The organism is Schleiferilactobacillus perolens DSM 12744 (assembly GCF_001435585.1).
GTDB lineage: Bacteria > Bacillota > Bacilli > Lactobacillales > Lactobacillaceae > Schleiferilactobacillus > Schleiferilactobacillus perolens.
Window position 1 is genome coordinate 39001 of record NZ_AZEC01000017.1, and the last position, 13942, is coordinate 52942.

The following is a 13942-nucleotide window of genomic DNA, read 5'->3' on the forward strand; positions in this document are numbered from 1 at the left end:
CCGCACCAAAAATATGTTACGCTATAACTGAAAATTCGATATAAGGGGTCGGCAAAAAGTGACGCAAGTGTTACACAGTTTAGATTATTTCCGGGTCAGTCCACTCGCCAGCAGTTCCACCGGCAATGTGACCTACATTGAAACACCACAACACAAAGTACTCGTCGATGCCGGTCTATCCGGCAAAAAAGTGGAACTATTGATGGAAAGCATTGGCCGCACCCTTAAAGAGGTGGACAGCCTTTTTGTCACCCATGAACACAGCGACCACATCCGCGGCGTAGGTGTATTAGCCCGCCGTTACCCGCAGATCAATGTCTATGCCAACGAACCCACATGGCAGGCTATGGGGCATAAAATAGGTAACGTCCCCGTCGGTCAACGCCAGCTGTTCCCCATGGGCACGACGCTGTCTCTGGGCGATTTAGATGTGGTCAGTTTCGGTGTTTCCCATGACGCAGCCGCGGCCCAGTTCTACGAATTCCATCACCATGGCCGGTCCTTCGTGATTATTACGGACACTGGCTATGTTTCGGAACAAGTCGAAGGCGTCATCAAGGATGCTAGCTGTTACTTATTTGAAGCCAACCACGACACCGAAATGTTGCGAGAAGGTGGCTATCCGTGGCCGTTGAAGCAACGTATCATGAGTGATACCGGACATTTATCCAATATGGACGGTGCGCAGGCGTTGATCGATGTGGTGGGCAACGACACCAAAAACATTTTCTTGGGTCATCTGAGTCAAGAAAACAATATGAAGTCCTTGGCCCATATGACAGTGGCCGAGACCATGGCGAAACACGATTTTGCGGTGGAACACGACTTTCACATTCACGATACAGATCCATTAGTGGCGGTGCCTTTGCTCACAATTTAAGATATGGGTAAAAAGCCGCGGCAACATCACATTTCTATCAAAAATTTGCACAGACTAACAACACATTGTTCGTAATTTTTTCAAATATGAACGATATACTGGATTTGTAAAATGATATGAGAGAAGGAGGGGTTAGGTCTTGGTGTCTGACAAGGCCTGTGACGATCATGGATAATAACCAATTTAATAATAGTAACGAACAACCGAATCAATCACCGGATCAACGCCCAATGCGGCCAGTGAATAATAATAATGGCAACGGTCAGCCGCCGCGGAAGAGACGGGGTAATGGCCTTTGGAAAACAGCGGTCATTGCGTTGGTATCGGCGTTAGTCGGTGGTGGTATTGCTTATGGCGGGATCAGTTACCAGCTGCATAATCAAAATACGGATACTTCCAGTGCGGTGACCAATTCTTCTACTGCGGGGACAACCCAAGTCAGCAATGTCACGATGAAGAATACAACTACCATGTCCAAGGCGTTTTCTAAGAATAAAAATGCCGTGGTTTCCGTGGTGAATTTACAAAAACAAAGCAGTAGCAGTAGTTCTGATCCGTTTGCTGGTCTTTTCGGGGATGACAGCAGTTCCAGTTCCAGCAAGTCCAATGATAGCCTAGAAGAGTACGGCGAAGGTTCTGGCGTCATTTATGCCAATCAAAACGGTAAGGGCTACATCGTCACGAACTATCACGTTGTTAAGGGCTCCGATTCCTTACAAGTCATCATGAGTGACGGCACGAAGGTCACGGCAAAACTAGTTGGGACCGATGAACTGACCGATTTGGCCGTACTGACCATCGATGCGAAGTATGTCAAGGGCACCGCTACATTTGGCAACTCGGACGCTGTCACCCCTGGCGAACCAGTCATTGCCATTGGCTCGCCACTGGGCAGCGAATACGCGACTTCAGTGACCCAAGGGATCATCTCTGCTAAGAGTCGGACCGTGGACATTACCAATTCCAGCGGTCAGACGACAGGTCAAGCAACGGTGATTCAAACTGATGCCGCCATCAATCCTGGTAATTCTGGTGGTCCGCTCGTGAACGCGGAGGGTCAAGTCGTCGGGATCAATTCCATGAAGCTGGCTCAAAGCAACGATGGCACAGCCGTTGAAGGCATGGGCTTCGCCATTCCCAGTAACGAAGTGGTGAAGATTATCAACCAGTTAGTGAAGAATGGTAAAGTCGTTCGGCCAGCCTTGGGTGTGCGGGTCATTGATCTGAGTACTGTCGATAATTCTAAGATCCGCAGTCAGCTGAAGATTCCAGCCAGCCTGACTGAAGGGGTCGTCATCGGCAGCGTGGATAAGAATACACCGGCTTCCGCCGCTGGTTTGAAAGCTTATGATGTAATTACCGCCCTGAACGGTAAGGCCATCAGCTCCGTGGCCCAATTGCATACGGCACTGTACAACTTCAGTGTGGGCGATAAGGTGACGGTCACGTACTACCGCGGCAGTAACAAACAGACTGCCACAGTCACGTTGAGCGAGACGCAGAGTCAAGTCGAGAAGAACAGTAGCAGCAGTAGTTCATCCGCCCGTAATTAAGCGGTAAGCGGATAAGGGGAGAACCGGTTATCATCATGATAGCCGGTTCTTTTTTGCGTCTTCTCCTTTGATCGAATCAAATAGGCGAGGTCGGTGCTCCCGACTGAATAGACAGTTTTGCACAGGTTTAGCCCAGGCGAGAATTGTCTGGGAAATATTTCCCGGGAATACCGGTGCTTGTGCACAACTATTTCCAGAATTCTTCATGTCGTGAAACATAGGAAATATCCGTGTTCCACGGGAAAACGGTCGCAAGACGGCCATCTTACAGGCGAACGTTCGTTTATTACGTAATAATATTGTAAATATCGCGTTAATGTTAAGAAGTGGCAATGTCAAGGGTCAAAAGACCGGTGGAGGATAAATTGGTCAACCTGTGGATAAGTCTGTGGATTGTGTGTATAACTTGGTTTTGCGGGGTTGTGAGTAAGTTATCCACAGTGTGCATAACTTGTCGATAACTGTGGAAAACATTTGTTCGAAATCTCGTGAAACATACGGCCCCAACGAGTGTGGAACGCAACAAAAAAATTGAATCGAACGATTTTTACCATGTGGAAAATGGTTAGCGAAAAAAATTGGCTCGATTTTAGCCAACACACATATAGGGGACAAACATAATACCGCCCCCATATATGGACATTGCCCAAATACTTATCCACAGGAACAGGGGATAAGTGCATTTGAGTTGTGGATAAGGTTGGGCTAAACTGGTTTATTGAAGAAAAGAGGGCGCTGGGGTTGTTTTGATTCTTCGGTCAATTGAGGAATCAAGACGATGCTGGTTACCCTCTCTCTATCTAAATATGCGAAGAGGTAAGATCACCGTCATGGATTGGGTACAACAACTCGAATTAATTTTACGATTGCTCGTGGCGAGTCTTTGCGGCTTCGCCATCGGCTATGAACGAACCAACCGGTTGAAAGAGGCCGGCATTCGGACGCACATGATCGTCGCTGTGGGTTCTGCCCTGGTGATGATTGTGTCTAAATATGGGTTCTTCGATTTAATGCGGACGCAAAACATTACGCTGGACCCCTCGCGGATCGCGGCCCAAATTGTGACTGGGATTGGCTTTCTAGGTGCCGGCACAATCTTGGTCCGGCGTTCCGGCATTAATGGGTTAACCACCGCCGCTGGGCTATGGGCGACCGCTGCGGTCGGGATGGCGATCGGCGCCAAGCTTTACATCGTTGGTGTGGCGACGACCGCCATTGTGCTGCTGATTCAGATCATCTTGCACCGCCAGCTGCCATTTGTGCCAAAGATGGACACACAGCATGTGACCATTGTCATGGTGCAAAACGAACTGGAAATCAAAGCGATTCGTGCCCAGCTGCATGATTTTCATATTCATGTGACTAACCTGGATATGCGTCGTGATGAGGAGAAAAACGAGGTCAAATTAAGCCTGTGGCTGGAAACATCCCACCCACATAACATCGACCGGTTTTTGACAATGTTTGCAGAGCGATCAGGAATTAAGTCGTTGCAATATTAAAAACAGAAAAACGAGGGGTTGGGACAAAATCCTTCCTGATGGGCAGCTTTGGCACAGGCGCATCCGGGAAGATTTGGCCTCAACCCCTCGTTTTTGATATACGCGGAGTGAGTTAATATTGCGTGATTTGCAGCTGATTATCTTGATATATTGCCATGTACACATGGGACATTTCTATATGGTGGGATTCTAGCTGGGTATCTAACCAGTCCCGGTCGCGGTGGATGATGTCTAAGGCATCTTCGTCTACCTGGCCGTCTAGGATCACAGGATAGTACGCTGTTGGGTCGTTTTGTAAGGTCACGGTCAAAGTGCCGTTGGTCTCCAAGACGGCCCTTTTGACTTTCTCCAAGTTACTAGCCCCATGCTGGCGCAACTGAAAGGCCAGTTCTTGGGCCGAAATACCAGCCCGGGTGGCAAAGTCGGTATCGATTTTGCCATTATGCACAATCGTGTGGGGCTGACCGATCAAGATGCGGCGGGCGAGGTTGTTGTGGTTGGCGAGGAAACGGGCGCCAAAGACGATGGTGCTCCAAATCAGCAGCACGATGAAAAATTGCAGCGTGGTGATACTCGGATTGTAAAGAATTCCCCCGATGATTCCGCCCAAGACAAAGTTTTGCAGTTGATCAATAGCGTTAGAGGGCGCTAAGTTGCCGCGCCCGGCCAATGAAATTTGTAAAACGAAGGCCGCAAATCCCAGGGCCAATTTAACAAACAGTTCAAAATAATCGATATCCATAATGGCGTCCCCTTATTCCTTGATTAATTGTATTTTGCGATTCAGTAACTTTGTTTTTGTCAGCGTGTAGCTGGTAATGGCGTTATCGTTGTTGAAGGTCACCTGATAATAATCACTGGCGACTTTGACCACCAATCCGGCTCCCAGTGAAGTCTGATTGGCCGCAACTTGACTGGCCGTTACCTTCTTATCCTTGGCCACATGGCGCATGAATTCCATCATAACCAGGGAATTATTATTGTTGCTATTGGTCAACTGGTAGTTATATTGCAGATCGCTGATCTGGATAGTGACGGACAATGCTGCAACCAGCAAGGACAGAATTAATAAATCCCGATTCCGAGCGTTATTCCGGTGGCGCAGATAGTTCAGTAACAGAATAATCGTGATGACTAAAACAATTCCGGTGATGATATAACCCACCCAGTCGAACTGGTTGCTGGTATGGTGGCCAAAATATCCATAGGTCCACATTTGTGTCATGTTTTACTTCCTCCAAACCTTAAGATAAGACTATTGTCGCCAATCTGATGGTGGAGTGCAAATAACATGTCAGGATTTTGTTTCGTATTCGCAAACGTTTCCTTGTGGGAATAAGAAATGATATAATAACAGTGAAATTGTTAATAAGTGAGCATAACAATATTGACATTTGGCCTTTCAGCAAGGGGGTAGAAGGCCGTGAGACGTAAACATACATACTTTTTACATTTCTTTGCGCTGTTATTGGTATTCGGGGGAATGCTTTTTGGTGTGTTACAAAATAACACAGTGCACGCCGATTCAGTGGCGCCAGAGTGGGCCCAGCAGGCAGTGGTGGGAACAGCGTATACCGCGGATGAGTTTATTGGGTTGCCGTCAAACAGTGCACCCGGAGATGGACGCCGGTGCACTGATGCAGGCGGTTAACGGGAGTCAATTCAGTCAAAACAACTTGGCCGCGCCAGCAGCGCCGTTAGCTGTGACGCCAGCAGCCACGCCAGGCGTCACATATTTGGATATTGCGCCCTCGGATAGTGGTAAGGCGTTTGCTTATTTTGATACCGGCAGTACGGCGGTGCCAATCATTCCCGCGGGGGTGGCGTTTGATGGGGTAGCACCAGGAGGCCTTTTACCCACGAAAATCGCGGGGGATGTTTACAATCTGACTAGCCCGGCGCGAACCATTGATCGGGGCAGTTTTACCGCCAATGAGTTAACCGGGCTTTCACTGAGTGATTTTGTTTGGCAGGCCTCATCGGATCTGAAACCGACGGATTTTAAACTCAGCTACAGTTGGGGGAGTGGGCAAACGCCTCCCAGTCTGACCCTGACTGTTGTCAATCCCGCCGCCTTGCCATATAACGGTAAAAAAGTGATTTTTAATGTCGCAAAAAATCAGAAGACGATGCAGATTACTTTTAATTTATGGCGACCAGAGATTACCCGAGCTTCCGCCGAATTGCCATTGGGTAACGATTTAAGTCTACGCTACATGTATGGTGTGTATCGATCAAATCAGGCAACGACCCACAGTAACTATGATTTGACCCAGTTAACCAACTCTATTGATGTACCTAATTTCAATTTGCTCAAGAATGGCTCTGCGGTTAATTCACTTTGGGAATCAGACTCGATGTTCCCAACCAACGCACCGGCAAGAAACAGCGTGACTGATTTTACCAACCTATATAGTTCTGGGGGCCTGGCAATCGGTTTTGCGCGCGCACCATGGCTTCCTTGGACGGGTAGTTCCAGCGGTTCTAAGCCACCGAGCGATAAATATTCACCGTTAATCCAGTTTGACGATATTAAACACATCCGAATGTATCCAGACAGTACCGATTCAAAGATTATTCATCTAGAGTATGATGGCTACATCAAAAATACGTATTATCTGCAAATGCTTGGCATAAAAAACGGCCCTCTGGCTGTACATGTTCAAAGCCAGTTGCAGCCGAGTAGTGATGGTCGTCAGATGATGATGGGGGAACGCGTGACTAATATCAGTGGACAAGATTTAACTGGTATTTATTTTGGCCGTCAATTTGATGTAAAAATAGGGACCACGGACAATGCACCTTTGTATTATTCAGCTATTGCGCAGGACGGTCCCCGTCAAGGCAAACCTCAAGGCGTGTATTTCCGCTCCCCGACTCTGGAATCACCCTATTCCATGCAATTTAACTTCAATAGCATCAACGGACCGGATAGTTGGAGCGGTACTCACTGGATGCAACTTTTCCAGCCAACCGTGGCAACATCTCCAGGTGATACATCCGCCCGGATAAATATGTATGTCACAGAAAATGGGCTCAACACGTATCAGTCAATGATTGGTGATATAGACGGTACCGGCGGCAACTATCCCGATGGCTATCCCGTCTTTGCCGGCCCAGAGGGTAAAGGTGACGCCGGCAAGGCCGATGCCAAGGCGGATGAAGTGATTTTTGGTAGTGGCGCTGTCACCGGCAGCGGCGTCCCGCCGGATGATTCTGCCATCATCATGAAGTGGTCTCCCAGCCAGGTAGGCTCATTCAAAGATGGCGAATCCTTCGACATGTCTTTCAACTCGGCGCTCAATATGGGAACGGCCCCCACCGTTCGGGCGGACAGCGATTACCAGCACATCCCGGCAGGATCATCCACCGCGGCCATTCCGGGTGGTGTGTTTGACCTCAATAGTAATCGAGCGACGGTTTATTATCAGGTGGACGGCACTCCTGTGACCACCGGTAATGCCGCTAATATTGCCAATAAGAAAGTCCTGTTCAATGCCCAGTATGCCACTAAGCCGCCGCATACGGACTATCTGGACTTTGCTGGGCAAATTACCGATCCCGCTGATCTTAAGCTGCTTACCGATGGCGGCCAGCACACCGTGTACATTTACGCCATTGATACCCCTGACAACAGTACGGTTGACGATCCGTACAAACAGGATGTGCCCTTAGTGTCCAACGTGGTGCAAGTCGCGGTAAATAAGCCGGCGAAAGCCAACATTCACTTGCTGGACGATACTGGCCAACTGCTTAGCTTGCAAAATACTGCGGGTGCGGCAGTGGCTAACCCGGTGGTAAAAACCGGTATTATGCCGGATCCATATAACTTTAACAATTTCGCCACCGGCAGTCCCAGCATTCTGGATACGGCGGCGGATAATCTCCAAGGGCACCCGCCCTTAACCGTCATCAGCGGCGCGACCCGGTACGATTTGGACCAATCTCGACTGCCCGGTAATGGTCAAGGAGAGCTGAGGTCTTCATCGGATACAATCGATATCAAGTACTATTACAAAAAGCATGCCGCCGGGCTAATCGCTATCACAGTGCCCCAGATTGATTTTGGCGAGCAGCCCCTCACCGTGCTTAGCGGAAACTATCCAATTGCCAAGATGACTGGGGAATTAACGGTCACTAATCAAACGACGACGAATAAGAACTTCCAAGTGGCGGCCCAGGCCACCAAGCCACTGACCAGCAGTACCGGTAAGATCTTAACCGATGCCCTCGGGTATCAGCGCACCAACGGCACCATTGATTCGCTGGCCGCTGGTACGATCGTTTACGTCAACATAGATAACAGCACCAACACTTTCAATATTTCTAATACCTGGTGGAAAACCGGCAGCCCGCAGACGGGGGCCAACCAAATTGCTGGGCCGCGGTTGTTGATTACTGATGCCAACCGGTCTGCCATCAGTGTGGGCCAGTATACGGGTGAAATTACGTGGTTGGTGACTAACGGGCTGTAACAAAAGAGCGATTCAATCAATTTTCCATAAAGGAAGTGATTGAATCGCTCTATTATTTTAATTGTTAGTGGATATAGACAGTTACCACGGTCACCAAGCCAAAGACGATGCCGGGCAAGTTGGAAATAATGACCGGCCAATCCTTGTACGTCTTAAACCAGCCATAAGCCACCCACAAGCAGGCGTTGATCATAGCCACGAGGGGTTGGATTGGAGAGACGGGATTACCCGAAAAGTTGGCAATAATCTGAGGAATGTAAGAGACATACATGGAAATACAAGTGATGGTCGCAACCTTACTCAAAAGTTTGAGCCGTTTGACTCGTTTGGGATCAACATTCTTAGGATATTCACCGGTATCGTAGCGCATAAACAAAACTCCTTTCCTTTAAGGGTATCATTGATGGAAAAATGGCACAAGGAAAGCGTTGACGCAAAAAGCAGGACCATCAAGCCCTGCTTTTTGCAATTAAATTATGAGGGATATTTTAAAGAGAAATCGTGACCTTGCCCAATTTATTGATTAGTTTCATGTTTTCACGATAGTCGACCGGCGCGATGATGACATTCACACCGTTATCCTTGGTCATGCTGTCGCGCAGAGATGAAACCAGATCGCTGCGGCTTGTCACCTGATGAGCGTTGGCGCCAAATGAAGATACGTATTGGATGAAATCAGGATTATTGAAATCGACCTCAGAATGGTGGCCCATTTCCATATCCATCTTCCACTTGATCAACCCATAGGCCTTATCGACCCATAACAGGATGGTCATCGGTACATGGTAGCGAACGGCGGTTTCCAGTTCCTGTGAGTTCATCATGAAGCTGCCATCGCCCATAACAGATAGAATATGCTTATTCGGTTCAGCCAACTTGGCACCAATCGCTCCGGGTAAAGTCCAGGACATAGTGGACAAGCCGTTGTCGATCAGACAAGTGTTTGGCGCGTAAGTGGGATACAGGCGAGCCATCCACATCTTCAAGGCGCCGGTATCGACTAAGACGACCCCTTGATCATCGACGGCTTCACGGGTCGCACTGACGATTTGTTGCGGGGTCAAAGGCGCATCACTGTCTGCAGCACCCTGAGCCAGTTCATTAGTGACGGCTTGCTTGATTGCGGGTTGTAAGGCAGGTGCCTGATAACCTGCTAAAGCCTTAGTCAATGCGGGAATACTTTCCTTTAATGTCGCCACAATATTAATCTTCACGGGATAATGTTCATCAGTATCCTCAGTGAAAGTGTTCAAGTGGATAATCGGTGTTTTACCCTCTGGATTAATCTTGACGGGATTAAATTCAGACAGACCATAACCAATCGAAATAATCAGATCTGCTTGGTCAAATGCAAAGTTTTCATAGTCATGCGCCATGAAGCCGACGACACCCAAGGCATAAGGGGAACGGTCGTCCACGACGCCTTTCCCCATGAAGGTGGTGGCGACGGGGAGATGGGTCGCATCCATTAACTGGCGCATGGCGTCACAGGCATGGCCGCGGATAATCCCGTTACCGGCCAATACCACCGGGTGTTTAGCTTGGCGAATGGCCTGAGCCGCGGCATTGATTTCTTCGGTGCGGGGCGCATTATTTTCAGCAGGCATCGGATTGGCAATCAATTGTTTGCCGGTATCCTGTTCTTCCACATCCTGAGGAATTCCCACATAAACCGGCCCCGGCCGACCATTGACGGCCTTATCATAGGCCTTGGTAATCACTTCAGAAGTAGATTGGGCAGTGTAAATGTTGGTGGACCACTTGGTGATCGGTTGGAACATGGCGCGCAGATCGATCACTTGATGGGATTCCTTATAAATGCGGTTCAAACCACCCTGAGCGGTAATGGCAATCAGCGGGGTAGAGTTAGTTTGGGCATCGGCCACCCCTAATAGCAGGTTGATGGCGCCTGGTCCCAATGTGGCAGTGGCCACACCGGGTTGGCCAGTCAAGCGACCGTAAACTTCCGCCATGAAGGAAGCCCCTTGTTCGTGACGGACCAAAATGAATTGAATTTTATCAGATTGATTGATGGCATCCACGAGATGGATGTTTTCTTCGCCGGGAATACCGAAGACGTATTTGACGTTCCGGTTCTCCAGTACTTTAACGATTTGTTTCGCAGTTTCCATTTAAAGACCTCCAAAAACTTAAATACTGCGGACGACGATTATGAAGCCCATCGTGACCACGGAAAGAATGGTGCTCAGAAACAAAGTGGACGCCATTTCTTGCTCGGCCGTATGATATTGGCTGGCAAAAATCGTGGCAATGGCGGCGGTGGGGATACTAATCGCCATGAGGGACATGTTCAAAATTGATGTAGGCGTATGCGCCGCTAACATAATGACGAACATGACTGCGGGTAAGACGATGTCCTTAGCCAAAGAGTTGACCCAGACGGGCAGAGACAGTTTTGGCTGTTTGGTGAATAAAATGATCCCGGAAGAGAAGAGGGCCAAACCGCCGGTTGCACTGCCGAGGACGGTGAAGTTCTTGGCCCACGCCGGTGACAACTGACCACCGCACAATACGATGATAAAGGCTAGGATTGGCGCCCAGACCACCGGTTTCTTGATAGCGCCTAACAGATTTGCTCCCACGGAAGTATGCTGCTGACTGGCCGTGGAAAGCATGATCACAGTAACGGGGACTTGCACAATATTCATGATCAAGCCGCCCAATGAGATCAGCAAGGCACTTTCACTGGGGAAAAGTGACCCCAGAATGGTCGGCCCCACGAATGGGATGGCCGGCCCGGCAATCGCCATTGCCCGCAGCGCGGCTAAAGCCGTGGATTGATGTAACAGAAACCGGGCAATGAGCACGACGACCAGATAGCCGCCAACCATGGCGACTAAGAGCCAACCAGCCACGGCTAAGTGGGAAAAGATAGACGCCCGCTGGGTGGTCATAATGCCGCCGAATAAACTTAACGGCAAGGTGTAGTTCATAACTAATTTATTTAAACTGCCCGCCTGCTGCTCCCCGAAGTCTTTCCGCCAACCGGCGAAGAATCCAAGAAACAGAGTGACCACAATGGGCAGCAAAGAGCTGATTAATGCCTCAGCCAATGGATCAGGTCATCTCCTAAAAATTAATGTCCTATAGAACACTTAATGTTGACAATACAACAATAGAACAGAGACGTTGCATTGTCAACACCCATCAGTTAAACTTGCTCAATAAAGCGGTTAATGCCTACAATAAAGGTGAGATTGAGATGATGGGAGTGAAAGCAATGGCACGTAACACATTTCCGGGCGATATTGCCCAGGCGTTTTCGGTGATTCACCGAGCGTTTTTACGGGACACCAAGCAGCAGTATGACCAACTGGGCTTGAATCCCACCAGTGCGTACATTTTGTTATACCTGGCTCAACATGGTCCCAGCACCCAATCTACCTTGGCCCATGCTTTGATTATTGATAAAGGCCAAATTACCCGGGAAACTAAAAAATTGGCGTCTCTTGGCTTTCTGACCAAAGCCGTATCGCCCACGAACCGCACTGCCAATATTGTGACTATCACGGCGACAGGGAAGAAGTTACTGCCCACTATCATCGCTATTCGGAATCACTGGTGGGAAGAGCGGCTAGCTCAAAATAACTTGGAACCCACCGCACCTTTTGTGACTAGTATCCAGAAAATTCAAGACGAACTCACGCAGCACTAAAAAAAACGAGAGACACAAGCCTCTCGTTTTTTTTAGTGCTGCGGATTAGATATTGCGCATGATAATAATGAAGCCCATGGTGAAGACCGACAGCACTGTGCTCAGGAACAGGCTCGACGCCATCTCCTGCTCAGCCTTGTGGTACTGACTAGCTAAAATCGTGCCAATCGCGCCGGTGGGAATACTAATTGCCATCAACGACATATTGAGAATATGGGTCGGTGTATGGGCCCACACCATCAAGCCGAACATAATGAGCGGTAAAAAGATATTTTTACTCAGCGTATTGATCCAAACCGGCAAGGAGAGAATCGGTTTTCTAGAGAACAGAATGACCCCAGAAGCGAAGAGGGCCAGGCCGCCGGTGGCGCTGCCCAAGACAGTGAAGTTCTTGGCCCAGGCAGGGGAAAGTTGACCGCCGCACAGAACAATGATGAAGGCTAGAATCGGGGCCCACACCACCGGTTTCTTGACGGCTGCCAGTAAATTCTCCCCAATCGACGCCTGCTCATGCGCACTGCCGCTGAGCAAAATAACACTGATCGGAACTTGGATCACATTGATAATTAGCGCACCCAGGGAAATGAGTAGGGCACTTTGCGTGGGAAATAGCGATCCGAGAATCGTGGGGCCGACAAACGGCACGGCCGAACTGGCCACCGCCAGGGAACGCAGCGTCGAGATGGCGATGTCCTGGTGCAGGATGAAATGAGCGATGAATAGAGCAGCCAGATAACCGCCCACCATGGCCAACAACAGCCACCCGGCGACGGCTAAATGGGAAAAGATAGTAGCCCGCGGAGTAGTCATGATCCCGCCAAACAAACTTAACGGTAAGGTGTAGGTCATGACCAGTTTGTTGATGCCGTCCGCCTGTTGTTCTGTAAAGTCCTTGTGCCACGCCGCAAAGCAACCGATGAATAATGTGACCACAATCGGCAGCAGGGCGCTGATCAGTGTTTCTGCCATGTTCTCTGAGCATCTCCCAAAATTTTTTCAGCAAATGAGTGCAAAAATATGTAACACCCTGACTTTAGGAGTAAAACGTTGCTCTGTCAACATTGGCGGCTAATCCACCCGGGTCAATTCGTCTAACGTTTGGCCCCGGTCATTGATCAATTCCAGCCAGCCGTTGGTGTCGCCAAAATATAGGAACAGACCCACTTCGTTGACACTGCGCAAATGGACGTCTGCTGTGGTGCGATGATCGGCAATGGCTGCGGCGTGATCGTCCCGTAATTTTTGACCGTATTTCGTGCCATAGCGCAATGAGCCATCCCGATTCAGCGGCAGCTCGGTGGTCAATGTGGCCCCCGTCTTGACTGTCATTTCGTTACGTTTCGTCCAGTAGACAGTGGCCCTGCTGCCGTTGCGGGCCACATGAAACGGCTCATTGACCAATGCTTTATCGAACCGGTGGCGGGCCTTCATCGGCTTTTTGGTCGTGGGCTTAGGTGTTGCAGCGGGCCCAGACTGAATGCCAAAGCGAGTCAGTAATTGATCCAGCAATTGCAAATAGTCGGCTAAGCCGGTTTCTTGATTGGCAGGGAGCGCCAACGCTGCACCTTCTGCCCGAGCCTGTAAAAAGCGTTCGACATACGTCGGCTCAGTGGCCCAGGGTAGGGTGATCGTGATGTATTCGGCGGCGGTTTCTGCCATTGGGGCTAAATGTCCAGCCTGCACCGGTATTTGGACGCCATGGGCGGGCAGAGCCAGTTTTTCTTTAGAAAAAACAATTTGACCCTGTTCAGCCGGCAGCGTCACGGTGGTTTGGGCGGCTGTCAAAGTGATTGTTAAAGTGGTCATACTACGCCTCCTGCAGTGCTTTTCTTTCATCCAAAAACAGCGAGGATACC

General features: G+C 49.3%; 13 protein-coding genes. 6 read left to right on the forward strand and 7 right to left on the reverse strand.

Annotation, left to right across the window (positions count from 1 at the left end):
* The first annotated feature begins 67 nt into the window (after positions 1-67).
* The 3 genes from FD09_RS13560 (at position 68) to FD09_RS13570 (ending at position 3935) form a co-directional block, all read left to right on the forward strand.
* Complete coding sequence (locus FD09_RS13560; RefSeq protein ID WP_057822244.1) at positions 68-880, forward strand: MBL fold metallo-hydrolase; 813 nt, start codon at positions 68-70, stop codon at positions 878-880.
* A 167-nt stretch (positions 881-1047) separates the two neighbouring features.
* The gene (locus FD09_RS13565; protein ID WP_057822245.1) at positions 1048-2433 is read left to right on the forward strand and encodes a S1C family serine protease; all 1386 of its coding nucleotides are present in this window, start codon (positions 1048-1050) and stop codon (positions 2431-2433) included.
* An 830-nt stretch (positions 2434-3263) separates the two neighbouring features.
* On the forward strand, positions 3264-3935 hold the full coding sequence (locus FD09_RS13570) for an MgtC/SapB family protein (RefSeq protein WP_057822233.1): 672 nt from the start codon (positions 3264-3266) through the stop codon (positions 3933-3935).
* A gap of 112 nt (positions 3936-4047) precedes the next feature.
* Here FD09_RS13570 and FD09_RS13575 read toward each other — a convergent pair whose 3' ends face one another.
* Together FD09_RS13575 and FD09_RS13580 are read right to left on the reverse strand one after the other, a co-directional pair.
* On the reverse strand, positions 4048-4677 hold the full coding sequence (locus FD09_RS13575; protein ID WP_057822234.1) for a DUF421 domain-containing protein: 630 nt from the start codon (positions 4675-4677) through the stop codon (positions 4048-4050).
* Between the two features lie 12 nt (positions 4678-4689).
* Positions 4690-5160 carry a DUF3290 family protein gene (locus FD09_RS13580; RefSeq protein ID WP_057822235.1) on the reverse strand — a complete coding sequence of 157 codons (471 nt, stop codon included), beginning with the start codon at positions 5158-5160 and terminating at the stop codon, positions 4690-4692.
* 198 nt (positions 5161-5358) lie between these two features.
* Between FD09_RS13580 and FD09_RS13585 the strand changes: the two genes are divergently transcribed.
* Both FD09_RS13585 and FD09_RS13590 read left to right on the forward strand, forming a co-directional pair.
* Positions 5359-5586, forward strand: coding sequence for a hypothetical protein (locus tag FD09_RS13585; protein WP_057822236.1), 228 nt, complete (start codon positions 5359-5361; stop codon positions 5584-5586).
* Positions 5543-8410: a hypothetical protein gene (locus FD09_RS13590; RefSeq protein ID WP_235812298.1), complete on the forward strand. Its 2868-nt coding sequence runs from the start codon at positions 5543-5545 to the stop codon at positions 8408-8410. The genes FD09_RS13585 and FD09_RS13590 overlap by 44 nt, the downstream gene beginning before the upstream one ends.
* Positions 8411-8474: 64 nt before the next feature.
* Here the strand turns inward: FD09_RS13590 and FD09_RS13595 are convergent, their stop codons facing one another.
* The 3 genes from FD09_RS13595 to FD09_RS13605 form a co-directional block, all read right to left on the reverse strand.
* Positions 8475-8780, reverse strand: a complete 306-nt coding sequence (locus FD09_RS13595) for a SemiSWEET family transporter (RefSeq protein ID WP_057822238.1) — start codon at positions 8778-8780, stop codon at positions 8475-8477.
* A 118-nt stretch (positions 8781-8898) separates the two neighbouring features.
* Positions 8899-10542, reverse strand: coding sequence for an acetolactate synthase large subunit (locus FD09_RS13600; protein ID WP_057822239.1), 1644 nt, complete (start codon positions 10540-10542; stop codon positions 8899-8901).
* Positions 10543-10560: 18 nt separating this feature from the next.
* A complete protein-coding gene (locus FD09_RS13605) occupies positions 10561-11484 on the reverse strand; it encodes an AEC family transporter (RefSeq protein WP_057822240.1) in 924 nt (307 codons plus the stop codon).
* 167 nt (positions 11485-11651) lie between these two features.
* On the opposite strand from FD09_RS13605, the gene FD09_RS13610 reads away from it, so the two are divergent.
* Entirely contained in the window at positions 11652-12086 is a 435-nt protein-coding gene (locus FD09_RS13610; RefSeq protein WP_057822246.1) for a MarR family winged helix-turn-helix transcriptional regulator, read from the forward strand.
* Positions 12087-12131: 45 nt separating this feature from the next.
* On the opposite strand, the gene FD09_RS13615 is transcribed toward FD09_RS13610, so the two are convergent.
* Positions 12132-13055 carry an AEC family transporter gene (locus tag FD09_RS13615; RefSeq protein ID WP_057822241.1) on the reverse strand — a complete coding sequence of 308 codons (924 nt, stop codon included), beginning with the start codon at positions 13053-13055 and terminating at the stop codon, positions 12132-12134.
* Positions 13056-13154: 99 nt separating this feature from the next.
* Positions 13155-13892 carry a hypothetical protein gene (locus FD09_RS13620; protein ID WP_057822242.1) on the reverse strand — a complete coding sequence of 246 codons (738 nt, stop codon included), beginning with the start codon at positions 13890-13892 and terminating at the stop codon, positions 13155-13157.
* Positions 13893-13942 lie beyond the last annotated feature (50 nt).